Genomic DNA, 22,465 nt, shown 5'->3' with positions numbered 1-22,465 from the left:
TCGCCTCTGAACTGACCAAACAGTCTGACCGAAGGATCAAGCAATGGATCTAAACTATAGCGATGAGGAACTGGCGTTTCGCGACGAAGTTCGCAAATTCCTCGACGAGGAATTGCCGAAATCACTTTCCGACAAGGTTTTGACCGGCAAGCGCCTGACACGCGATGACATGCAGGGATGGCACGACATCCTCAACAACCGCGGCTGGCTGGCCGACGGCTGGCCGGAAGAATATGGCGGCACCGGCTGGAACGCCGTGCAGAAACAGATTTTCGAAGACGAATCCTGCGCGGCCGGCGCTCCGCGGATCATACCCTTCGGCCTCAAGATGCTCGCCCCGGTGCTGATCAAATACGGCTCGGATGCGCAGAAGGACTACTACCTGCCGCGCATCCTCGACGGATCCGACTGGTGGTGCCAGGGCTATTCCGAACCGGGCGCCGGTTCCGATCTCGCTTCGCTCAAAACACGCGCCGTGCGTGACGGGGATCATTACGTCGTCAATGGTCAGAAAACCTGGACGACGCTTGGGCAATACGCCAACAAGATATTCTGTCTCGTGCGCACCTCCACGGAAGGCAAGCCCCAGGAGGGAATCTCCTTCCTCCTGATCGATATGGATACGCCGGGCATCACTGTGCGGCCGATTATCCTGCTGGAAGGCACGCATGAAGTGAACGAAGTCTTCTTCGACGACGTTCGCGTGCCCGTGGAAAACCTCATAGGCGAGGAGAACAAGGGCTGGACTTACGCGAAATACCTGCTGACGCATGAGCGGACCAACATCGCGAATGTCGGAGCCAACAAGGTGGCGCTGGCGCATCTGCGCCACATCGCCAAGCTTCAGAAGATCCGCGAAAAACCGCTGATTGAAGATCCCTATTTCGCACAAAGGCTCGCCCAGATAGAAATGGATCTCGACGCCATGTCCACAACGAACCTGCGGCTGCTCTCGTCGCCGGACAGCGTCGCCAATGCCGGACCAATGAGCTCGATGCTCAAGATCAAGGGAACCGAGATCCGCCAGGCGATCAATGACCTGACCCGGCGCGCGCTTGGCCCCTACGCGATGCCGTTCGTTTCGGAAGCGCTGGACGCGGGATACAATCAGGAGCCGATCGGACCGGACTACGCCGCGCCCGTAGCGGCCGACTACTTCAACAATCGCAAGATCACGATTTACGGCGGATCCAACGAGATCCAGCGCGGAATCATCTCCAAGATGATGATGGGGCTTTGAATGGACTTCACACTTACAGAAGACAGGGCGATGCTGAAGGACATGGTCGCCCGATTTGTCGCAGACAATTATCCGCTGGAAAAACGCCATGAGATCGCTGAATCCACGGACGGTTTTTCGCGCGAAATGTGGGCCCAATTCGCCGAACTCGGCCTGATTGGCGCCCTGTTCAGCGAGGAGGACGGCGGCTTCGGAGGCGCTGGCTTCGATATCAGCGTGCTCTTCGAGGAGCTCGGCCGCGGCCTTGTCGTCGAACCTTTCCTGGCTTCGGCCATACTGGCCGGCGGCGTGATTTCCCAACTCGGCGACGATGAGCAGAAGTCGGCGCTGGCCGACATCATCGCCGGCGGCCGCCTCGCCGCCTTTGCGCACGGAGAACCCGACGGCCGTTACGACCTGTCCGCCGTGAAGACCACCTGCTCCAAGGGTGAGGACCGCTGGACGCTGAACGGAAACAAGGCGGTCGTCCTCAACGCCGACACCGCCGACCTGCTGGTCGTGACCGCGCGCTCTTCCGGTGACGCCTGGGACGAAGACGGCGTCTGCGCCTTCCTCATTCCGGCCGACACGGATGGCGTGGAGATACGCGGTTATCCGACGATCGACGGTCTGCGCGCTTCGGAAATCTCGCTCAACAATGTGAAAGTTCCGGACAGCGCGCTGCTTGGCGCTGAAGGCAAGGCGTATCCGGCGGTCGAAATGGCGATTGCCCGCGCCAATGTGGCTCTTTGCGCTGAATCGATCGGGCTCATGGAGGTCTGCCGTGATATTACGCTCGAGTACCTCAAGACCCGCAAGCAGTTTGGCGTGCCAATCGGCAAGTTCCAGGCTTTGCAGCATCGCATGGCGACGGTTCTGACCGAGATCGAACAGGCGCGTTCGGCAGTCATCAACGCGGCCGGGAGACTTACCCTCGACAGAATCGACAGGGAAAAGGCTGTCTCGACGGCCAAGACGCTGTGCGGTCAGATCGGCAGGCTTGTGGCGGAAGAGGCAATCCAGATGCATGGCGGCATCGCAATGACATGGGAATATTCCCTGCCGCATTTCGCCAAGCGGCTCATCATGATCGATCATCAGTTTGGCGATGTGGATTATCACATGGCGCGCTATATCGAGCTGTCCGCCGCACAAGCGGCCTGAACCAAGCAGAAGTTGCACAAAGTGCGTTTCAGCCACGTCTTATCGGGGAAAATGCGGCTTTGAGTGTCGGGTTTCGACCATGGACATTCAATTCTATGTTGTTAGACTGCCGCCATAACAAGAAAAATCACGATAATTATCGCTCAAAAAACGGGAAACGAAATGAACAAGCAAGAAACCGACGCACTTATCAAATCCATAATCGAGCAGGCTCGCAAGAAGCGTCTGAGCCGCCGTGGATTTATGGAAGGCGCGCTGGCGACTGGCGCGACGGCGGCCGCCGCCTCGACCCTCTGGTCTACAAAGGTCGCTGCACAGACGCCGAAAAAGGGCGGAACATTTCGCGTAGGCGTTCATGACGGCAACACCGCCGACAGCCTGGATCCGGGAACGACGGAAAGCGTTTTCATGATCCAGCTTTCGCACGCCGTTCGCAGCTATCTCACGCTGATCACCAACACCAACGAGTTGGGTCCTGATGTGGCCGACAGCTGGGAAGCTTCTGCCGACGCGTCCGAATGGACCTTCAAGCTCAACCCCAATGTCACGTTCCACAGCGGCAAGAAACTGACCGCCGAGGACGTTGTGGCTTCGCTCAACTTCCACCGTGGCGAAAAGACGACGTCGGCTGCGAAAGCGCTCCTCACCGACGTAGTGGACATCAAGGCTGACGGCGACCTGACTGTCGTGATCAAGATGGGCGCGGGCAACGCCGACCTGCCCTACCTGCTCTCCGACTACCACCTCGTCATGCTGCCCTCCGACGGAAGCGGCGGCGTGGACTGGGAAAGCGGCGACGGAACCGGCCCGTACAAGCTCGACAACTTCGATCCGGGCGTACGCGCAGAGCTCTCCAAACATGACGGCTGGCACCGCGAAGGCGCCTATTTCGACTCCGTCAACATGCTGACGCTGAACGATCCGAACGCACGCCAGACGGCGCTTGTCACCGGCGACGTCGACGCGATTACTTCGGTCGATCTCAAGACTGTAAGCCTGCTGGAACGCGCGCCCGGCATCAAGATCGACAACGTGCCCAGCGGCTCGCATGTAACGCTGCCGATGTTCTGCGACGTTGCGCCGTTCGACAATGTGGATGTGCGACTGGCTCTGAAATACGCCATGAACCGCGAAGAGATCATCGAGAAGATCCTGTTCGGCTACGGCAGCCTTGGCAACGACCATCCGATTGCGCCGTCCCTGCCTTACTGGGCCGACCTGGAGCAGCGCTCTTACGATCCGGACAAGGCCAAGTTCCATATGGAAAAATCCGGTCTCGGATCGATCAATGTTGATCTGTCCGCCGCCGACAGCGTCATGAGCGGCGCCGTGGACATGTGCGTGCTCTACTCCGAACACGCCAAGCAAGCCGGCATCAACATCAATGTCGTGCGCGAGCCGAATGACGGCTACTGGTCGAACGTTTGGCTCGTGAAGCCGTTCGTGTTCGTACAGTGGGGCGCTCGTCCTACCCCGGACGTCATGTTCTCGCTGGCCTACAAGGAAGGCGCGGCCTGGAACGAAAGCCACTGGGTCAACGAGCAATTCAACAAGCTGCTTGTCGAAGCCAAGTCCGAGCTGGACGAAGCCAAGCGCGGCGACATGTACCAGGAAATGCAGCTTCTTTGCCGCGACGATGGCGGAACGGTCGTGCCGTTCTTCATCAACCGCGTCATGGGCCGCCGCGACAATGTCGCTCACGGCGACTTCATCGCCTCGAACTGGGAGCTTGACGGCGCTCGCGGTTACGAGCGCTGGTGGTTCGAAAGCTGAGATCAAAAAAAGAGCTCCGGATTTCGATCCGGAGCTCATCGAACTCCTGAAAAACCTGACGTCGTCGACGTCAGGTTTTTTTGTCGTGCGCAGCCTCGCCGACATTATCGACGCCGCGTTCCTCAAGGAGATGCGTCAGCCAGTCCGGATCCATTTCCGGCACCGAAGACAGGAGAAGATCCGTATATTCGTGGTGCGGCGGCTTGAACATCACGTCCTTGGGGCCCTGTTCGACCACCTCGCCTTCCTTCATGACGACAACCACGTCCGAGATCGCACGAACGGTCGCGAGATCGTGGGTGATGAACATATAGGCGAGATCCAGTTCCTTCTGCAGCCGGTCCAGCAATCGCAGAATACCCTCCGCGACAAGCTGGTCGAGCGCGCTGGTCACCTCGTCGCATATGATGAAGGTGGGACCTGCGGCAAGGGCGCGGGCAATGCCGACGCGCTGTTTCTGTCCGCCGGAAAGCTCCGACGGCAAACGTTTGTAGTAGAGCGAAGGCTCGAGTTCGATCTGATCCAGCAACTGGTCGATCGCCGTTTTCAGCTCCGCTCCGCGCAGTCCGCCATAGAATTGCAACGGCCTGCCGATGATCTCCCCGATCGTTTTTTTCGGATTAAGCGCAGTGTCCGCCATCTGATAGATCATCTGGACCTGACGAAGCTGCTCCTTGCTGCGGTTCTGGTACCTGGCCGGCAGCACATGACCGTCATAGAGAATTTCGCCCGCGTCCGGCGGCAGCAGCCCGGTTATACAACGGGCGGTCGTCGATTTGCCGGAACCGGATTCGCCGACCACGGCAACCGTCTGGCCGCGATAGATATCGAAGGAGACGCCCTTGAGCACCGGTACGGGCCCATAGGAGGCGTCGACGTTGCGAACCGAAATCAGAGGCTTTTCAGACGCAGGCGGCGGCGGTTTCTGCTCACGTTCGAAACTGCGCACCGACCAAAGCGATTTGGTGTAATCCTCCTCCGGGTCGGCGAGCATTTTCCTGGTTTCCGCCTCTTCGACCTCGTCCCCTTTCAGGAGAACCTTGATACGATCAGCCATCTGGGCCACGACCGCCAGATCATGCGTGATGTACAGAGCGGCGGTGTTGAACTGCTCGACGATATCCCTGATCGCCGCAAGCACCTCGATCTGGGTCGTCACGTCGAGCGCCGTCGTCGGCTCGTCGAAGATGATCAGGTCCGGGCGACAGCTCATCGCCATCGCAGTCATCGCACGCTGCAGCTGGCCTCCGGAAACCTGGTGCGGATAGCGGAAGCCGATCTCCTCGGGATTGGGAAGCCGAAGTCGCCGATAGAGCTCGATCGCATCGGCCTCCATTTCGGACTTGGAACTGATCTTGTGCAAACGACCGGACTCCGTATGCTGCTCGATCAGCTTGTGCGCCGGATTGAAGGACGCTGCCGCCGATTGTGCGACATAGGCGATCCGCGAGCCGCGAAGGGCCCGGCGTTCCGCGCGCGAGGCCGTGGTAAGATCCATGCCGTCGAACAGCACCGAGCCGCCTGAAATGCGGCACCCGTCGCGCGTGAAGCCCATGGCCGCAAGCCCAATGGTCGACTTGCCGGCGCCGGATTCGCCGATCAACCCCATAACCTCGCCGCGGTGAAGGGTCAGATTGACCCCGTGCACGATCTCGATCCACTCTTCGTCGGAATAGCCCTCAATCCGGAGGTCCTTGATTTCGAGCAGAACGCTTTTTTCCTTGACCATCGTCTACTCCTTCAATCCCGACGAAATATGCAGCATCCAGTCGACCACGAAATTCACGGCGACCGTCAGCAAGGCGATCGCCGCCGCCGGAATGAGCGGCGTCAGCAGACCGAAGGAAATCAGGGAAGCGTTTTCACGCACCATCGATCCCCAGTCGGCTGTGGGCGGCTGAATACCAAGGCCCAGAAAGGACAGCGCCGAAATCGCCAGGAAGACGAAGCAGAAACGCAGTCCGAATTCAGCGGCCAGAGGCGCAGTGATATTCGGCAACACTTCCTTCGTTGTCAGATACCAGGTCGATTCACCGCGTAATCGGGCGGCCTCGATATAGTCCATCACCACGATGTTGCCGGCGACCGCCCGAACGAGACGGAAGATCAGCGGCGAATAGAGCAAGGCGATGACGAGGGTCAGGTTGACGACGCTTGTGCCGACGATCGTCAGCAGCAGCAAAGCAAAGATCAACTGCGGAATTGCCATGAGGATATCGACGATGCGCCCCATAACCTGATCGACCCAACCGCCCATCGACGCCGCGACAAGACCTGCGACGGTGCCGACGATGAAGGCGATCACAGTCGTCAGCACAGCAATGCCGACCGTGTTGCGGGCGCCGTATATCAGGCGACTGAACAGGTCGCGACCGAGCTGGTCTCCACCGAGGATCATGACGTCGTCGGGCGGCGCAAAGGAACTGCCTACCACTTGCGCTTCGCCGAAAGGAGCGATTACCGGAGCAAACACCGCCGCGATGACATAGGCGATAATGACCAGCAAACCGAAGGCCGCGGTCAACGGAGCCTTGCGCATGAGTTTGGCGGCTTCGTTTGGCAAGATATAGGTGAGCGTTTCGCGGAAGCTGTACGAAATGCCGCCGGCGGCGGCCAGCAGCGCGACCCCTATTGTGATGTTGATCAGAACGTCGACGCCGCCCAGCAATCCGGAAATCAGCGAAATGCACAACAGCACGAACAGAACGATCAACCCTGACCGTTGCCGATAGAACGCGGCTACGCAACACGCAATGATCAGAAGGGCGTAATAGATGATTGCAAAGGAAACCATTATCCCCTCCTCACTTCGGATGACGCAGGCGCGGATTGGACAGGATCGACCCGACATCCGCGATGAGATTGAACATGATGAACGTCGCCGCGAAGATCAGACAGCAAGCCTGAACGACCGGGAAGTCCCGCTTCGTCACGCTGTCCACCAGCAATTGGCCGACGCCGGGATAGACGAACACCACCTCGACGAGGACGACCCCCGTGATGAGATAAGCGAGATTGAGCGCAACGACATTGATGATCGGCGCCAGGGCGTTCGGCAAAGCGTGATGGGTGATGACGCGCCCGTTGGGCACCCCCTTCAGCCGCGCCATCTCGATATAGGGAGAAGCCAGCAGGTTGATGATCGCAGCCCGCGTCATGCGCATCATATAGGCCGTGACGACGAGCGCGAGGGTGACCGCTGGCAGCGTGGTCCGATAGATGCGTTCGTCGAAATCCATGCCGGCGGTAACATTCGAGATCGAAGGGAAGAGCTGGCTCTGTACGGCGAAGAAGGCGATCAGAACATAGCCCAGGAAGAATTCCGGCGAGGATATGGAAACGAGACTGAGCGCGTTTGTCACGCGGTCGAAGACCGAATTGCGATAAAGGGCAGTCAAAACGCCCAGGAATATGGCGAGCGGCACTGAAATAACCGCAGCATAGGCTGCCAGAAACAGCGTGTTCGCGAAACGCGGCGCGATCTGCGCCGTCACCGAACGCTTGTTGGCGAGCGATACGCCAAAATCCCCCTGAACCGCGCCGACCAGCCATTCAAAATAGCGCGTAAAAGGTGACTTGTTCAGTCCCAGTTCTTCACGCAAAGCATCCACCGTTTCCTGCGTCGCAGACTGACCAAGAATCTGTTGCGCAACGTCCCCCGGGAGAGCTTCGACGGCCCAGAAGATGATCAAAGAAACGACGAACAATGTACCGACGCCCAGCAGGAGTCGCTTGCCGACAAGCGGCAATACACCACCCATATTCCCCTCCTTCATTGAGGAAGCCCGTTAGTCGGGCATTTTTTAATTCTCTGACAGTGTCGCAAGAGGCACAGCGACAAGTCAACAGTCAATTACCCCGAATGCGCTGGTATGCTGTTGAAAATCTTTTGTTTTTAGACAGATAGCACCGCCCCACTCCCTTCGGGAGCGAGAACAATACAACCATTGCTTGTCGCATCAGACCGAATCTGCAGTTGTGTTCGCAGCGTCCGATGGCTTTGTCGCGAGCGGGCGATCGACATACCGACCGACTAAATTTACCCCTTAGACTGACACAATTTCTGCGGGCGCATGATCGTCCACTGCGTCATGCACCCCATGCAAATACGACAACCGGATGACACCATCGCGGGTTCGGAGTACCATCCCGTGATCTGAATTCGAATCGTGGGCGTAAACAGAACGGGCGAACAAGATAGATACAAGGAGGTGTTTCATGCGTATTGTGACATTCCTGGTCTTCGGGCTCCTGCTATGGAGCGGACTGGCGCATGCCGAAGACAACTCCAAAATCGTTCAAGGCATCATCAAGCAACAGATCGAAGCGTTCCGATCCGATGATGGAGAAACCGCCTATTCCTTTGCAGCTCCAGGCATCAAAAACGCCTTTCCTGACACCCAACGCTTCATGGAAATGGTGAAGAACAGCTACGAGCCGATCTACCGTCCAGGCAATCTGACCTTCGGCCGAAACGCCAGCGAAGACGATGGCCGGCTGATGATGCAGGAACTGCTGATCACCGACCGGAAGGGCGACAGCTGGCAGGCTGTCTACATTCTCGCAAGACAGGACGACGGCAATTACCGCATCACCGGCGTCAGGCTGGCGCCGATACGCGATTCAGCGATCTGAACACACCGAAGCACGGCTATAATGGAATATTATCGTGCTTTTTCCATGGGTTTGTCAGATTTTTCTCACGTAGAAGTCGAAGTCCAGTAGCGACCCGTTTACGTGTCGAATGCGGCATGATCACCTCGTCAATATAGCCGCGTTCGGCCGCGACGAACGGCGACAGAAACCGTTCCTCGTACTTCTTTGTATGCGCCGCAATCTTGTCCGGATCGCCGACATCCTTGCGGTGGATAATTTCAACCGCGCCTTTGGCGCCCATAACCGCGATTTCGGCTGACGGCCAGGCGTAATTGAGATCGCCCCGCAAATGCTTGGAAGCCATTACGTCGTAGGCGCCGCCATAGGCCTTGCGGGTAATGATGGTGACCTTCGGCACGGTCGCCTCGCCATAGGCGAACAGCAGTTTTGCGCCGTGCTTGATGAGACCGCCATATTCCTGGGCCGTTCCGGGAAGGAAGCCCGGCACATCGACGAAGGTGACGATCGGTATGCCGAAACAATCGCAGAAACGCACGAACCGCGCCGCCTTCCTTGACGCATCGCTGTCGAGAACGCCTGCAAGCACCATCGGCTGATTGGCGACAAACCCGACCGTGCGGCCTTCCACCCTGCCGAAGCCACAAACGATATTGGCGGCGAAGGTAGCCTGGATTTCGAAGAAGTCGCCTTCGTCGATCGTCTTGAGGATAACTTCCTTTATGTCATAGGGCTTGTTGGCGTTGTCGGGAATGACGAGATCCAGCGACTTGTCGGGAACGTCGATCGGCTGAAAATTGTCGATCTCCGGAACTTCCGACGTGTTGGAAAGCGGCAAAAGATCGATGAGTCGTCGCATCTGCAAAAGCGCCTCGACATCGTTTTCGTAGGCGCCGTCGGCGATCGACGACTTCGTCGTGTGGATCGACGCGCCGCCCAGTTGTTCGGCGGTGACCGTCTCATTGGTCACGGTCTTCACGACATCCGGCCCGGTGACGAACATGTAGGACGTGTCGCGCACCATGAAGATGAAATCGGTCATGGCCGGCGAATAGACGTCGCCGCCGGCGCACGGTCCCATGATGACCGAAATCTGCGGGATGACACCGGATGCGAGAATATTTCGCTGGAACACTTCGGCGTATCCGCCGAGCGCTGCCACGCCCTCCTGGATACGCGCTCCGCCAGCGTCATAAAAGCCGATGATCGGCGCGCGATTGCGCAACGCCATGTCCTGCAGCTTGGTGATCTTTGCCGCATGGGCTTCCGAGAGAGAGCCGCCGAAAACCGTAAAGTCCTTGGCGAAAACGAATACTTTTCGGCCGTTGACCGTACCCCAGCCGGTGATAACGCCGTCGCCGGGAATCTTGGTTTCTTCCATCCCGAAATCGGTGCAACGGTGTTGCACGAACATGTCAAATTCCTCGAAAGCGCCGTCATCGAGAAATGTTGCGATGCGCTCGCGCGCGGTCAGCTTTCCGCGCGAATGCTGCACATCAATGCGCTTCTGACCCCCGCCGATCTTCGCTTCCGCGCGGCGCTCCTGCAGTTCCAGCAACACGTCTTTCAATTTGATCCCCCGATACGTCCTGTTCCAGCCATCTTGTAGCCCAATCAACCCACGCCGCTCAACCGCCCGTTACCGCCTGCAGCGTATTGGCGGCAGCCATCATTTCGCGCTGTCTGAAGTCGCGTCGCAGACGCGCCTCCGCATCCTCGCCCCATTGCCTGATATTCCAGTCTTCATCCACATGCGCCGCAGCCCAGGCTTCTTCCGGTTCGATTTCCCGGAAGGCCACCGCCAGCGCCAGCAAGGCAGACCCCGTCAGGGAGGTCATGCTGTGCAGCGCGGCGACGGCGAATGGATCCTGGAACTGCTTCAGGTGGATATTGACCGCGCGCAGGGATTCGGATGGCTGCTCCACATGCATCACCCCCTCGGCAAGCAAGAAACGCGCGCCGAGCCGGGAATGCGCCCAGTCGATGATCGGATCCCACGCCTCGTTCTGGCTGGCCACAAGCCCTTCAGGAGAGCCGGCGCGGTAACAAAGCAAATCGGTCCCGGCAAAACGCAGAACATCCTCAAGCACCGCTTCGGTTTCGAGAGCCACGCCGTCGAGAGCCGTATTCGCGAGCCGCGTTGCAGGCATGGCGGCCGGATCGATCAGCTTTTCCTGACTGTTCCATTCGTCGGCGATCAGTTCAGCAAGCGCCCGCGTCTGCAGCTTCAAGACAGAACGCGCCGGCGTGCGCACGGTCTTGCCGTCGAGTTGCACGACGAACCCGCCGTCATCCTCAGCAGCAGCCGCCTGTTCATAGAAACGCTTCGGTAATTGCCGTCCGGAATGTCCCTGAGCCAGGCGGACAGGATCTGCGTCCTTCTCCGAATCATACAGTTCTTCAAGCAAATCCCGCATATCTACTCCGCCACTCCCATCAGGTGATCGAGAACTTCCGACGGGTGGCTGATCGTGCTGTGCGCTCCGGCCTCCGTCAGTTCGTCCGGCGTGCTGTACCCCCAGGTCACGCCAATCGCCCTGGCCGCCGCCGACCGCGCCATCTGCATGTCGTATATCGCATCGCCGACCACGATCGTGTCGACTGCGTCCACACCGACGTCACGACAACATTCGAGCACCATCGCGGGGTGCGGCTTCGAGGGGCACTCATCGGCCGTGCGGCTGGTGAGGATCGCCTTCTCCAGGCCGTGACGCGCGAGCAGATTATCAAGACCGCGGCGCGATTTGCCCGTGACCACCCCGAGCAGGATGTCGTCCCGGCCGCGCAATTCATCGAGCAGGTCCCATACGCCGTCGTAAAACGGCTCGTGAACCTCCTGCTCCTCGCGCATCGTCAGACTGTGATGTTTGTAGCGCACGACCATGTTGACGATCCGGTCATTGATCTCCTCCTGCATAAGCACGGAGAAAGCCTTGTCGAGAGTCAGCCCGATGATGGACTTGGTGTGATGCAGCTCCGGAACGGCAAGTCCTTCTTCCGCGAACGTCTTTTCCATGCTGGCGTGGATGACGTGGGCGCTGTCGATCAACGTGCCGTCGCAATCGAAGAGAACGAGTTTCATTCGGCGTAATCCTTGTCAAATCCAAGGAGGTTCCAGCTCTGAACCATGTGTGGCGGGAGCGGCGCCGTCACATCGACAGTTCCTTTCCCGTCCGGATGCGGTATCACGATCCGTCTGGCGTGCAGGTGCAGTTTGTTCTGGACGCCACCCGGGAAATCCCAGTTCTGATCGGCTTCGAAATATTTCGGGTCGCCGATGATCGGACACTCAATGTGGGCGGCGTGGACGCGCAATTGATGGGTGCGCCCGGTATAGGGCTGCATCTCGAGCCAGGACAGGTTCTGACCCGCCTGTTCGATCACGCGATAGTAAGAGACGGCATGGTCGGCGTCGGGTTCGCCATGCTTTGCAACGCGCATGCGATCCCCGTCAGGCGTGGTTTCCTTGACCAGCCAGGTTGAAATCCGGCCTTCCTTCTTGCCCGGCGCGCCCTTGACCAGAGCCCAGTAGATCTTTTCCGTGTCGCGCTCGCGAAAGGCGGCTGTCAACCGCTGCGCGGCCTGCCGCGTCCGCGCGACGACAAGCACGCCCGACGTATCCCTGTCGAGTCGATGAACCAGACGCGGCTTTTCGCCTCTCCTGTTGCGCCAGGCCTCCAGCATGCCGTCGACATGCCGCGCGACCCCGGAGCCGCCCTGCACGGCGAGGCCCGCCGGTTTGTTGAACACAAAAACCTTCGGATCTTCATAGATCAGCATGGCGGACAGCCGCTCGGCGTCGGACGCATTGGAGGATTTTGCAGCGTTCGTCGGCTTTTCCGCGTCCAGAGGCGGAACGCGGATCGTCTGGCCGGGCTGAATACGCGTATCGGTTTTTGCGCGGCCGCCATCGATCCGGATCTGACCCGACCGCAGAAGCTTCTGAAGGCGGCCGAAACCGAGACCCGGGTAATGGGTCTTGAACCAGCGATCGAGGCGCATGCCGCTCTCGTCGCTATCAACGGTTTTCTGTTCTACACCCGCCATGATTCTTATCGTTCCTAGGTAAGGCCGCGAACAAGCGCCAGTCCCGCGAAAAGCGCAAGTATCGACAGCGCCACACTTGCAAGCACATATCCCGCCGCCGTCAGCGTCGCCCCCCGCTCCCACATGATCGCGACATCAAGCGAGAATGCGGAGAAGGTCGTGAACCCGCCCATGAGGCCCGTCGCAATCAGCAGGCGCAACTCATTGGAGCCATTCATCTTTCTTGCGAGCAGCTCAATAAAGACACCCATCAGGAATGAGCCAAGGATGTTTACCGTCAGCGTTCCCCACGGAAATCCCGGTCCAAACCAGCGCAGGGTCAACAGGCTGGTCAGATGACGAAGCGAAGCCCCGACAGCTCCTCCGAAAGCGACGATGAGAAAGTGGTACATTGCTTAGCGTTTAGAGACTTTCATCGTCCTTGGGAACCGTCAAACCTTTGAAATACGGGCAATTCCGACAATCTGGCTTTGTTTCGGGATTTTGCCGAATCCGGTTTCTTTCTGATTTGGCTTTGTTTCGGGAATCGACGGAAATGCAGCCAATTCACCAGTCTGGCTTTGTTTCGGGAATTCTCCAATTTTGCAACGGAACGGATGAAAACCCGGAAAATCGAGCTTCCGATATAGTGCGAAGACGCTGCTGGACAAGCCGTCAACGGCAAACGGATCTACCTATTTCGCGCTCTGCAATCGTGTTTTCATGAGGCCTATCTTTGCAAGCGCTTAAGGAGATCCCTGCCCTCAAGCGCAGGTGATTGACCCTTTGCGAAGGCGTCCTCGACGAGCGCGATAATAGCGGCGTTGACCGGTACGGATGCATTGACCTTTGCCGCCAGTTCCACAACCGCGCCGTTGATAAAGGCAATCTCCGATTTGCGGCCCCTGTCAAGATCGTCGCGCATGGACGACCGGGCCTTGTCGTCTATCTTCAGCATGCTTGCCGCTACGCGCTCGAACAGCCAGTTTGGAAGCCGCAGGATCGGCGCGATCAGCCCGGGAGGCGCCTTTCCGATTTTTGCCGGGCTTACGCCGGCGGCTTTGAGCACGCCCAGCGTTTCCTCCACGAGCAGCGCAAGCGCGCGGCGATAGTCTCGATCCAGCAACTGCCGGCGCAGCGGCATATCCGAGAGCACATTGAGCCCGTTGTTGAGGTTGAGAAGCAGTTTGCCCCACAACACGGCCTTCATGTCCGGAGATGTTTTTGCACTGACGCCGACCGCGTTCAGGCGATCGACAAGCATGCGGGCGACCGGGTGATCCTCGATGTAAATCTCGCCGTCGGTCCCGAGGTGAAAATGCGCGCCTTCCAGACGCGCGACGTTGAAGGCGACCATGCCGGCGAGAACCGTATTGTAGGGTAAACGGCTTTTCAGGACATCGGTGTTGGCGACACCGTTCTGCAGACTGATCACAACGGTGTCTGGACGGATCACGCCCGCCAACGCATCGGCTGTCACCTCCGTCGCAGGGCTTTTAACGCAGACAAGCAGAATATTGCATTCTTCCAGCCCCGAGAGATCTGTCCGGAAATCCACCGCTTCTGCCGCCAGGTCCGTCGCCTGCCCGTCATGGGAGGTCAGGCGCAATCCGCCTGACCGAACATCCGACGCGACGTGTTCACGACCGAAATAGCGCACCGGGCATCCTGATTCCTGCAGACTGCCGCCGACAAAGCAGCCGATCGAGCCAGCGCCGAGTACGCCAATCAGCAATTCGTCAATCGTCTTGGCCATCCGTCGCCTGCTTGCGCTGCCTCAGATTTGCCCAGTAGTCGAGCCGTTTGCGGATATCCCTTTCAAAGCCGCGTTCAGGCGGATCGTAGAAGGTGTGCCGGCCCATCTTCTCCGGAAAATAGTCCTGTCCCGAAAAGGCGTCCGGTGTATCGTGATCGTACTGGTATCCGCTCCCGTAGCCCTCGCTCTTCATGAGTTTGGTAGGCGCGTTGAGAATGTGTTTCGGCGGCAGCAGCGAGCCGTGCTCCCTGGCCGCCCGCATGGCCGCCTTGTAGGCGACATAGGCGGCGTTCGACTTCGGAGCGCAGGCGAGATAAATGCAGGCTTCCGCCAGCGCCAGTTCTCCTTCCGGCGATCCGAGAAAATCGTAGGCGTCCTTGGCGGCGTTGGCGACGACAAGCGCCTGGGGATCGGCAAGTCCGATGTCTTCGGAGGCCATGCGCACGAGACGCCGACCGAGAAACAGAGGGCTCTCCCCCGCATCGAACATGCGGCACAGATAATAAAGCGCGGCGTCCGGATCGGAACCGCGCACCGCCTTGTGCAGCGCCGAAATGAGATTGTAGTGCCCGTCCTGGCTCTTGTCGTAGACAGGCGCGCGTCTTTGGACCAGCTCCTGCAGCGCCTTTGCGTCGAAGGTTTCGCCTTCTCGCGCCGAACGCCACACCTCTTCCGCCAGCGTAAGGATGGCGCGCCCGTCGCCATCCGCCATACGGACGAGGCTCGCCCGCGCCTCTTCATCGAGCGGAAGCGGTTTGCCTTCGAGCGTTTCCGCGCGCTCGAGCAATCGGCCGAGACTTTCCCCGGTATGCGACTTGAACGTCAGCACCCGCGCCCGTGACAGCAGAGCCGCGTTGAGCTCGAAGGACGGATTCTCCGTCGTCGCGCCGACGAGGATGACGGTGCCGTCCTCCATGACCGGCAGGAAGCTGTCCTGCTGGGCCCGGTTGAACCGATGGATCTCGTCCACGAACAGCAGCGTCTGCCGGCCCGACATGCGTCGCGTGCGCGCAGCATCGAACGCCTTCTTGAGATCCGCGACGCCGGAAAAGATCGCCGACAATTGCTCGAACGCAAGATCCGTCTCGTTGGCGAGCAACCGAGCCACCGTGGTTTTGCCGGTTCCGGGCGGACCCCAGAAGATCATCGAACCGAGCGACCCTGTCGCAAGCATGCGCGACAGCATGCCGTCGCTTCCGGTGAGATGTTCCTGTCCCGTCACCTCGGCCAGGTTTTTCGGACGCAGCCGATCGGCCAATGGCCGGCTGCGTTCCGCCATTTCATCCGCAAGTGGAGCAAACAGGTCTGACATGCAGACTACCGTATCAACTGGCTGAACCGCTTTCCATTGCGATTGATCTCGAACCGCCAATAGGGCTGACGACGGCTGACCATGTCCACCATCTGATTGACGCTTGTCACGGTTTTGCCGTTGACCACCGTGACGATGTCGCGCTCCTTCAGGCCGAAACGTACAGCGGGTGATCCGGATTCGACCGCCAAAACCACCACGCCTTCCTGACCGGTCGGCATGTTCAGATCTTCGGCGAGTTTTGGAACGAGATCAGCCACAGTCGCGCCTGCGAAGGGGTTGTTGCCGGAAATCACGGTCTCCGCCCCTTTGCCGCGGCTCCACGGCGCTTCAAGGGTGATGGTGATTTTCCTGATCTTCGAGCGGGACATAACCTCGAACTCGGCGTCCCGGCCAACGCCCGCGGTCGCCAACCGGTAGCCGAGCGCATCGGGATGCTCCACAACAACGCCATTCATGGAAACGACCAGATCGCCCACGGTCAAACCGCCTTTGTCGGCAGGCCCGTTCTCTGCGACATCCGTGACGATCGCGCCGCTGGCCCGCTTCATGCCCAGGGCCTCCGCCATATCCCCCGTGACTGCGGCGAACGTGGCGCCGATATACGGCCGCTTGAAGCGCTCATCGCCCCGCTTGGCGGCGTCGACGACCGCTCTCACCATATTGGCCGGAATTGCGAAACCAATTCCGTTGGAGCCGCCGGACCGGGAGAAAATCGCCGTATTGATGCCGATCAGATTGCCGTGCATGTCGATCAGCGCGCCGCCGGAATTGCCCGGATTGATGGCGGCGTCCGTCTGGATGAAGAAGCCGAAATCCGAAATTCCGATGCCGTTGCGCGCCAGCGCCGAGACAATTCCGCTGGTCACGGTCTGCCCCACGCCGAAAGGATTGCCGATCGCAAGAACGATGTCGCCGACCTCGAGGCGGTCAGAATCGCTGTAGCCGATTGCGACGAAATCCGCGTCGTCTTCGATCTGAAGGACAGCGATATCCACCCGCTTGTCCTTCAGCAGGACCTTGCTTGAATATTCCCGGCCGTCGGCGAGCGCGACCTTGATTTCGTCGGCGCCGTCGATGACGTGATTGTTTGTGACGATCAGCCCGGAGGAATCGATGATGACGCCGGATCCGAGGCTCGACTGTTTCTGACTGCGATGCGGCATTCGTTGCCCGAAAAACCGCTCGAAGAATGGATCGCCGCCAAAGGGCGAGGACTGGCGCACCATCCGCTCGGCGTAGACGTTGACGACTGCGCCGGCGGTTTTCTTGACAAGTTCCGAGTAGGAATAGAGCAACTGCGCCTGGCTGTTCGGCACAACGCGCTTCGCCGCTGCATTGTGAACCGGCAGCGCCTCGGCGGCGACCTCTGTTTCGCCCAACGCCCCGGAGACAAACCCGCCGAGAACGCTGTTGCCGAACGGCGCCCGCGCCTGCGCGATCATGATTGCCGACCCGACGGCCAGAACGGCCAAAATCACAGGATACAGCACTCTCTTATTGCGCATGGGGCAACTCCGATTGGTCTTGATCTGATTGAATCGCTGCCATGATAATCGATGTGAACTGCCACAAAGAAGGCAATTTGTCACGATTACCAAATTGTAATGTCGACAAGTATATAGGCTTCGAAACAAACGAAAAAAGCCGGGCGTTGCAGCCCGGCTTCGAGTTCATTCGGAGCAGTCAGTTCTTATGCTGCTGCTTCTTCTTCATTCGCTTCCGCTTCGAGGCGGGCGAAATCTTTTGCGCCACGGGCGTTTTCATCGCGATCAACGAATTCGATGACGGCGAGCGGAGCATTGTCGCCCCGGCGGAAACCGGCCTTCATGATGCGCGTATAGCCGCCATTGCGGTCGGCGTAGCGCGACGCAATGGTGTCGAAAAGCTTGCGGACCATTTCATCGTCGCGGATCTTCGAGATCGCCTGTCGGCGAGCGTGCAGATCGCCGCGCTTGCCGAGCGTGACGAGTTTCTCGACGATTGGGCGGATCTCCTTGGCCTTCGGCAAGGTGGTGATGATCTGCTCGTGTTCGATAAGAGCTGCCGCCATGTTGGCGAACATCGCCTTGCGGTGGCTGGCAGTCCGGTTGAGCTTGCGGCCTGACTTGCGGTGGCGCATGAGCTTTCTCCTGTGATGCAGACCTCAGGCCTGCGGGTTACTGGTTCAATATTGATCTTCGTAGCGCTTGGCCAGATCTTCGATATTTTCCGGCGGCCAGGCGGGCACTTCCATTCCGAGGTGCAGCCCCATCGACGCAAGAACTTCCTTGATCTCGTTCAGCGACTTGCGACCGAAATTCGGCGTACGCAGCATTTCGGCTTCGGTCTTCTGGATGAGATCGCCAATATAGACGATGTTGTCGTTCTTCAGGCAGTTCGCCGAGCGGACCGACAGTTCCAGTTCGTCGACCTTCTTCAGCAGAGCCGGGTTGAACGCCAGTTCCGTCGCCTGCGTCTCCTCGACTTCCTTCTGCGGCTCGTCGAAATTGATGAACACGCCAAGCTGGTCCTGCAGGATGCGTGCGGCGAATGCGATTGCGTCTTCGCCGGTGACCGATCCGTCGGTGTCGAGCGTCATGATCAGGCGGTCATAATCGAGAACCTGTCCCTCGCGAGTGTTCTCGACCTTGTAGGAGACCTTCTTGACCGGCGAATACAGGCTGTCGACCGGGATCAGGCCGATCGGAGCGTCTTCGGCGCGGTTGCGATCGGCCGGCACGTAGCCCTTGCCGTTGGCGACCGTGAATTCCATGCGGATTTCGGCGCCTTCATCGAGCGTGCAGATGATGTGATCCGGGTTGAGGATCTCGATATCTCCAACAGTCTGGATGTCGCCGGCGACGACAGCGCCCGGGCCCTGCTTGCGCACAACCATGCGCTTGGGCTCGTCGCCTTCCATCTTGATGGCGATTTCCTTGATGTTGAGGACGATGTCGGTCACGTCTTCGCGGACGCCTGCAATCGACGAGAACTCATGCAGAACGCCGTCTATCTGCACTGCAGTGACAGCAGCGCCCCGCAGGGACGACAGCAGAACGCGACGCAGCGCGTTGCCGAGCGTGAGACCGAAACCGCGTTCCAGCGGCTCGGCGATCAGGCGGGCGCCTGTGCGACCCGACGAGGTAATCTCGATCTTGTTCGGCTTGATAAGCTCTTGCCAGTTTTTCTGAATCATATGTTTTGCCTTCCGTTCCTTGCCACCATCCAATCGTGACAACAGAGCTGGAGAACCAAGAGGAGCGCGTCACGCGCTCATTGGTTTTGGATGTTTGATGCGATCAGACGCGACGCTTCTTGCGAGGACGGCATCCGTTGTGCGGGATCGGCGTCACGTCACGAATTGAAGTAATAGTGAAGCCTGCGGCCTGAAGCGCGCGCAGCGCCGATTCGCGACCGGAACCCGGTCCGCAAACTTCGACTTCAAGCGACTTCATTCCGTGTTCCTGCGCCTTCTTGGCGCAATCTTCGGCGGCGATCTGCGCGGCGAACGGGGTCGATTTGCGCGAACCCTTGAAGCCTTTGGCGCCGGCCGACGACCAGGCGATGGCATTGCCCTGTGCGTCGGTAATCGTGATCATCGTGTTGTTGAACGACGAATTGACGTGAGCGACGCCAGACGAGATGTTTTTGCGTTCGCGACGGCGAACACGCGCGGCTTCCTTAGCCATAAGCACCCTTTCAGAGATCTCTTCACCGCCGTATTTCCAGCGGCTACACCGGGGTCCGCCGGTCTTGCCGGTTCCGGACACCTCAACTTTCATATGCCCGACTTGTATCCTTATCGGGACCAAGATCGGGCGGCGATATCAACACCGCCGTAATTCCAGCGGCTACACCGGGCGGGGATAACCCCGGCCCCAATTCTCAAAGCCTGCCCGCAAACCGGGCGGCGGAACAGCGCGTGACCGCGCCGCCTTACTTCTTCTTGCCTGCGATGGCCTTGGCCGGACCCTTGCGGGTGCGCGCATTGGTATGCGTGCGCTGGCCACGGACCGGCAGGTTGCGACGATGGCGAAGACCGCGATAGCAGCCCAGGTCCATCAGACGCTTGATGTTCATGGAACGCTCACGACGAAGATCGCCTTCGACCTGATAGTCGCGGTCGATCGTTTCGCGAATCTGAATGACATCGGCGTCGGAAAGTTCGTTGACACGACGTTCCGCCGGGATGCCGACCTTCTCGGTGATTTCCTTGGCGAAGGCAGGGCCTATGCCATGAATATACTGCAGCGCGATCACTACGCGCTTGTTGGTCGGAATGTTGACGCCAGCAATACGGGCCACGCCTGTTCTCCTTGACTTCCGGTCTCTGCACGACAGCCCCAATGGCCGCCTGCTTTTAATATCGGGACGTAAGAAAGCGATCAGCCCCGGTTCTCTGAATTTAGAAAACCGCGCCAACCGCTCGATATTCTCGAATTGGCGGGGTTTCTATCGGACTCGGGTATCGATCGTCAACACACCGGATCCAAATTTTCGACGCAAATGGTCAAAATTATCGGTCATTCTCTCCTGTCGGATCAGAGATTGGCCAAAATCGTGTCGATTTGCTCCGATACGGCGTCGATTTCCGCCATTCCGTCCACGCCATGCAAAAGTCCCTTCGCATGGTAGTAACCGATCAGCGGCGACGTTTCCTTGTAGTAGGCCCACAGTCGCGTGCGAACCGTGTCGGCGTTGTCGTCCGGCCGCCGCTTGAACTCCGTGCCTCCGCACTTGTCGCACACGCCAGCCTTCTTCGGCTTCAGGAACGTGTCATGATAACCGGCGCCACAGTTGGCGCAGGTGTAACGCCCTGAAATGCGCTCCACCAGAATGTCGTCGTCGACGCGAACCTCGATGGCGCAATCGAGCGGCATATCCTTTTCCGAAAGCATCCGGGCAAGCGCATCCGCCTGCACCAGCGTTCTCGGAAATCCGTCGAGGATGAAGCCATTCTTGCAGTCCGGTTCATCCAGCCGCTCGGACACGATCGCATTGACGATATCGTCGGACACCAGCTTTCCTGCGTCCATCACCGCCTTTGCGCGAAGTCCGACTTCGGTTTCGTTGGCGACGGCTGCGCGAAGCATGTCGCCTGTCGAAAGCTGTGGTATGCCGTGCTTCTCGACCAACCTTTGCGCCTGCGTCCCCTTGCCGGCGCCCGGCGGTCCCAGCAACATTAATCTCATCGTCCCCTCTTTCCTCCTCGAAGCTTGGACTTCTTGATCAAGCCCTCATATTGCTGCGCAATCAAGTGTCCCTGCACCTGCGCCACTGTATCAAGTGTTACGCTGACGACAATCAGCAGGGACGTGCCACCGAGATAAAAGGGGATTCCGGTCTGCGCAATGAGCATTTCGGGTAAGAGACAGACGAATATCAGATAGATCGCGCCCACGACGGTGATCCGGGTCAGAACGTAGTCGATATATTCGGCCGTGCGCTCGCCAGGACGAATGCCCGGAATGAACCCGCCGTGGTTCTTCAGATTGTCCGCCGTGTCCTTCGGATTGAACACAACGGCCGTATAGAAGAACGCGAAGAACCCGATAAGCGCTGCGTAGAGCACCATATAGGCCGGTTGTCCGTGGCCGAGCGTCGCCAGCAGCGTCGTCGCCCACGCCGGCAGGTCGGTAGAGCTTGAGAAACCGGCGAGCGTGGTTGGCAAGAGCAGAAGCGAGGAGGCGAAGATCGGCGGAATGACGCCGGCCGTGTTCAGCTTCAGCGGCAGGTGCGAGGAATCACCCTGGAACATGCGGTTGCCGACCTGTCGCTTCGGATACTGGATCAAAAGCCGCCGCTGCGCCCGCTCGACAAACACGATGAAGGCGATGACGCCGACGGCGATCAGCACGACCAGAACGATGATGCCGGCCGAAAGAGCGCCGGTTCGGCCGAGTTCCAGCATGCCGGTGATGGCGCCGGGAAGACCCGCGACGATGCCTGCGAAGATGATCAGCGAAATACCGTTGCCAATGCCGCGCGCGGTGATCTGCTCGCCGAGCCACATCAGGAACATCGTGCCGCCCACAAGGCTGATCACTGTCGAGATGCGGAAGAACCAGCCTGGGTTCGTCACGATGCCTTCACTGCTGTCGAGGCCGGCCGCGATGGCGTAGGCCTGGACGGCCGCGAGCAGCACGGTGCCGTATCGCGTGTATTGGTTGATAACCTTGCGGCCCTGTTCGCCTTCCTTCTTCAACTGCTCCAGCGTCGGCACCACCGACGTCATGAGCTGCATTATGATGGAAGCCGAGATGTACGGCATAATTCCGAGCGCGAAAATGGCCATGCGCTGTACGGCGCCGCCAGAAAACACGTTGAAGATGCCGAGAATACCGCCGGACTGCTGCTGAAAAGCGCGGGCGAACCCGTCGGGGTCGATGCCCGGCAGGGGAATGTATGTGCCAAGCCGATAGACCAGAAGCGCAGCCAGTGTGAACCAGATGCGCTTCTTGAGATCCTCAGCCTTGGCGAAAGCTGAAAAATTGAGATTGGATGCGAGTTGTTCGGCTGCAGATGCCATGCGAATCTCCGCGTGACCGCCACCCCGGAAAGCTCCGGATCGTTACCGGGATGCGGTCATGATTGCCTATGAAGAAACATCTAAGGTTCG

22 protein-coding genes are annotated in these 22,465 nt (G+C 59.1%); 4 read left to right on the top strand and 18 right to left on the bottom strand.

Going from position 1 to position 22,465, the window contains the following annotated elements:
• Positions 1–43 precede the first annotated feature (43 nt).
• The 3 genes from K1W69_RS06405 to K1W69_RS06395 all read left to right on the top strand — a co-directional run bounded on the left by K1W69_RS06405 (position 44) and on the right by K1W69_RS06395 (position 4,156).
• Positions 44–1,240 carry an acyl-CoA dehydrogenase family protein gene (locus K1W69_RS06405; RefSeq protein WP_220227463.1) on the top strand — a complete coding sequence of 399 codons (1,197 nt, stop codon included), beginning with the start codon at positions 44–46 and terminating at the stop codon, positions 1,238–1,240.
• The gene (locus K1W69_RS06400; RefSeq protein WP_220227462.1) at positions 1,241–2,383 is read left to right on the top strand and encodes an acyl-CoA dehydrogenase family protein; all 1,143 of its coding nucleotides are present in this window, start codon (positions 1,241–1,243) and stop codon (positions 2,381–2,383) included.
• Positions 2,384–2,545: 162 nt separating this feature from the next.
• On the top strand, positions 2,546–4,156 hold the full coding sequence (locus K1W69_RS06395) for an ABC transporter substrate-binding protein (RefSeq protein WP_220227461.1): 1,611 nt from the start codon (positions 2,546–2,548) through the stop codon (positions 4,154–4,156).
• Positions 4,157–4,226: 70 nt separating this feature from the next.
• Here the strand turns inward: K1W69_RS06395 and K1W69_RS06390 are convergent, their stop codons facing one another.
• From K1W69_RS06390 to K1W69_RS06380, 3 genes are read right to left on the bottom strand one after another with little or no spacing between them, the layout of a single operon-like run.
• Positions 4,227–5,885 carry an ABC transporter ATP-binding protein gene (locus tag K1W69_RS06390; protein WP_220227460.1) on the bottom strand — a complete coding sequence of 553 codons (1,659 nt, stop codon included), beginning with the start codon at positions 5,883–5,885 and terminating at the stop codon, positions 4,227–4,229.
• A gap of 3 nt (positions 5,886–5,888) precedes the next feature.
• Positions 5,889–6,950: an ABC transporter permease gene (locus K1W69_RS06385; protein ID WP_220227459.1), complete on the bottom strand. Its 1,062-nt coding sequence runs from the start codon at positions 6,948–6,950 to the stop codon at positions 5,889–5,891.
• Between the two features lie 10 nt (positions 6,951–6,960).
• Positions 6,961–7,917 (bottom strand): ABC transporter permease, encoded by a 957-nt coding sequence (locus tag K1W69_RS06380; RefSeq protein WP_220227458.1) that lies wholly within the window; start codon positions 7,915–7,917, stop codon positions 6,961–6,963.
• A 457-nt stretch (positions 7,918–8,374) separates the two neighbouring features.
• Here K1W69_RS06380 and K1W69_RS06375 point away from each other — a divergent pair, with 457 nt between their 5' ends.
• Positions 8,375–8,791 (top strand): DUF4864 domain-containing protein, encoded by a 417-nt coding sequence (locus K1W69_RS06375; protein WP_220227457.1) that lies wholly within the window; start codon positions 8,375–8,377, stop codon positions 8,789–8,791.
• A gap of 16 nt (positions 8,792–8,807) precedes the next feature.
• Here K1W69_RS06375 and K1W69_RS06370 read toward each other — a convergent pair whose 3' ends face one another.
• From K1W69_RS06370 to secY, 15 genes are all read right to left on the bottom strand, one after another.
• Positions 8,808–10,340: an acyl-CoA carboxylase subunit beta gene (locus K1W69_RS06370; RefSeq protein WP_220227456.1), complete on the bottom strand. Its 1,533-nt coding sequence runs from the start codon at positions 10,338–10,340 to the stop codon at positions 8,808–8,810.
• A gap of 58 nt (positions 10,341–10,398) precedes the next feature.
• Positions 10,399–11,187: an ATP12 family chaperone protein gene (locus K1W69_RS06365; RefSeq protein ID WP_220227455.1), complete on the bottom strand. Its 789-nt coding sequence runs from the start codon at positions 11,185–11,187 to the stop codon at positions 10,399–10,401.
• Positions 11,188–11,189: 2 nt separating this feature from the next.
• A complete protein-coding gene (locus tag K1W69_RS06360; protein WP_220227454.1) occupies positions 11,190–11,852 on the bottom strand; it encodes an HAD-IA family hydrolase in 663 nt (220 codons plus the stop codon).
• The gene (locus K1W69_RS06355) at positions 11,849–12,817 is read right to left on the bottom strand and encodes an RluA family pseudouridine synthase (RefSeq protein WP_220227453.1); all 969 of its coding nucleotides are present in this window, start codon (positions 12,815–12,817) and stop codon (positions 11,849–11,851) included. Before K1W69_RS06355 ends, K1W69_RS06360 begins: the two co-directional genes overlap by 4 nt.
• A 14-nt stretch (positions 12,818–12,831) precedes the next feature.
• Positions 12,832–13,209 carry a fluoride efflux transporter CrcB gene (gene crcB, locus K1W69_RS06350; protein ID WP_220227452.1) on the bottom strand — a complete coding sequence of 126 codons (378 nt, stop codon included), beginning with the start codon at positions 13,207–13,209 and terminating at the stop codon, positions 12,832–12,834.
• 39 nt (positions 13,210–13,248) lie between these two features.
• Positions 13,249–13,467, bottom strand: a complete 219-nt coding sequence (locus tag K1W69_RS06345; RefSeq protein WP_220227451.1) for a hypothetical protein — start codon at positions 13,465–13,467, stop codon at positions 13,249–13,251.
• Positions 13,468–13,526: 59 nt separating this feature from the next.
• Positions 13,527–14,552, bottom strand: a complete 1,026-nt coding sequence (locus tag K1W69_RS06340) for a 2-dehydropantoate 2-reductase (RefSeq protein WP_220227450.1) — start codon at positions 14,550–14,552, stop codon at positions 13,527–13,529.
• Entirely contained in the window at positions 14,536–15,864 is a 1,329-nt protein-coding gene (locus tag K1W69_RS06335; protein WP_220227449.1) for a replication-associated recombination protein A, read from the bottom strand. Before K1W69_RS06335 ends, K1W69_RS06340 begins: the two co-directional genes overlap by 17 nt.
• A gap of 5 nt (positions 15,865–15,869) precedes the next feature.
• Positions 15,870–17,309: a DegQ family serine endoprotease gene (locus tag K1W69_RS06330; RefSeq protein WP_370688217.1), complete on the bottom strand. Its 1,440-nt coding sequence runs from the start codon at positions 17,307–17,309 to the stop codon at positions 15,870–15,872.
• 248 nt (positions 17,310–17,557) lie between these two features.
• Positions 17,558–17,986, bottom strand: coding sequence for a 50S ribosomal protein L17 (gene rplQ / locus K1W69_RS06325; RefSeq protein WP_220227447.1), 429 nt, complete (start codon positions 17,984–17,986; stop codon positions 17,558–17,560).
• 45 nt (positions 17,987–18,031) lie between these two features.
• A complete protein-coding gene (locus K1W69_RS06320; RefSeq protein ID WP_220227446.1) occupies positions 18,032–19,042 on the bottom strand; it encodes a DNA-directed RNA polymerase subunit alpha in 1,011 nt (336 codons plus the stop codon).
• 103 nt (positions 19,043–19,145) lie between these two features.
• Positions 19,146–19,535 (bottom strand): 30S ribosomal protein S11, encoded by a 390-nt coding sequence (gene rpsK / locus K1W69_RS06315; protein WP_220227864.1) that lies wholly within the window; start codon positions 19,533–19,535, stop codon positions 19,146–19,148.
• A gap of 247 nt (positions 19,536–19,782) precedes the next feature.
• A complete protein-coding gene (gene rpsM / locus K1W69_RS06310; RefSeq protein ID WP_220227445.1) occupies positions 19,783–20,151 on the bottom strand; it encodes a 30S ribosomal protein S13 in 369 nt (122 codons plus the stop codon).
• 236 nt (positions 20,152–20,387) lie between these two features.
• The gene (locus tag K1W69_RS06305; RefSeq protein ID WP_220227444.1) at positions 20,388–21,038 is read right to left on the bottom strand and encodes an adenylate kinase; all 651 of its coding nucleotides are present in this window, start codon (positions 21,036–21,038) and stop codon (positions 20,388–20,390) included.
• Entirely contained in the window at positions 21,035–22,375 is a 1,341-nt protein-coding gene (gene secY / locus K1W69_RS06300; RefSeq protein WP_220227443.1) for a preprotein translocase subunit SecY, read from the bottom strand. Before secY ends, K1W69_RS06305 begins: the two co-directional genes overlap by 4 nt.
• Positions 22,376–22,465 lie beyond the last annotated feature (90 nt).

Source organism: Flavimaribacter sediminis, from assembly GCF_019492055.1.
GTDB lineage: Bacteria > Pseudomonadota > Alphaproteobacteria > Rhizobiales > Rhizobiaceae > Flavimaribacter > Flavimaribacter sediminis.
This window is presented reverse-complemented; position numbering and strand designations above follow the sequence as displayed.

Coding starts and splice junctions, on each gene's coding strand:
- K1W69_RS06405 (WP_220227463.1), top strand. CDS start 44: ATGGATCTAAACTATAGCGATGAGGAACTGGCGTTTCGCGACGAAGTT.
- K1W69_RS06400 (WP_220227462.1), top strand. CDS start 1,241: ATGGACTTCACACTTACAGAAGACAGGGCGATGCTGAAGGACATGGTC.
- K1W69_RS06395 (WP_220227461.1), top strand. CDS start 2,546: ATGAACAAGCAAGAAACCGACGCACTTATCAAATCCATAATCGAGCAG.
- K1W69_RS06390 (WP_220227460.1), bottom strand. CDS start 5,885: ATGGTCAAGGAAAAAAGCGTTCTGCTCGAAATCAAGGACCTCCGGATT.
- K1W69_RS06385 (WP_220227459.1), bottom strand. CDS start 6,950: ATGGTTTCCTTTGCAATCATCTATTACGCCCTTCTGATCATTGCGTGT.
- K1W69_RS06380 (WP_220227458.1), bottom strand. CDS start 7,917: ATGGGTGGTGTATTGCCGCTTGTCGGCAAGCGACTCCTGCTGGGCGTC.
- K1W69_RS06375 (WP_220227457.1), top strand. CDS start 8,375: ATGCGTATTGTGACATTCCTGGTCTTCGGGCTCCTGCTATGGAGCGGA.
- K1W69_RS06365 (WP_220227455.1), bottom strand. CDS start 11,187: ATGCGGGATTTGCTTGAAGAACTGTATGATTCGGAGAAGGACGCAGAT.
- K1W69_RS06360 (WP_220227454.1), bottom strand. CDS start 11,852: ATGAAACTCGTTCTCTTCGATTGCGACGGCACGTTGATCGACAGCGCC.
- K1W69_RS06355 (WP_220227453.1), bottom strand. CDS start 12,817: ATGGCGGGTGTAGAACAGAAAACCGTTGATAGCGACGAGAGCGGCATG.
- crcB (WP_220227452.1), bottom strand. CDS start 13,209: ATGTACCACTTTCTCATCGTCGCTTTCGGAGGAGCTGTCGGGGCTTCG.
- K1W69_RS06340 (WP_220227450.1), bottom strand. CDS start 14,552: ATGGCCAAGACGATTGACGAATTGCTGATTGGCGTACTCGGCGCTGGC.
- K1W69_RS06335 (WP_220227449.1), bottom strand. CDS start 15,864: ATGTCAGACCTGTTTGCTCCACTTGCGGATGAAATGGCGGAACGCAGC.
- K1W69_RS06330 (WP_370688217.1), bottom strand. CDS start 17,309: ATGATCGCGCAGGCGCGGGCGCCGTTCGGCAACAGCGTTCTCGGCGGG.
- rplQ (WP_220227447.1), bottom strand. CDS start 17,986: ATGCGCCACCGCAAGTCAGGCCGCAAGCTCAACCGGACTGCCAGCCAC.
- K1W69_RS06320 (WP_220227446.1), bottom strand. CDS start 19,042: ATGATTCAGAAAAACTGGCAAGAGCTTATCAAGCCGAACAAGATCGAG.
- rpsK (WP_220227864.1), bottom strand. CDS start 19,535: ATGGCTAAGGAAGCCGCGCGTGTTCGCCGTCGCGAACGCAAAAACATC.
- K1W69_RS06305 (WP_220227444.1), bottom strand. CDS start 21,038: ATGAGATTAATGTTGCTGGGACCGCCGGGCGCCGGCAAGGGGACGCAG.
- secY (WP_220227443.1), bottom strand. CDS start 22,375: ATGGCATCTGCAGCCGAACAACTCGCATCCAATCTCAATTTTTCAGCT.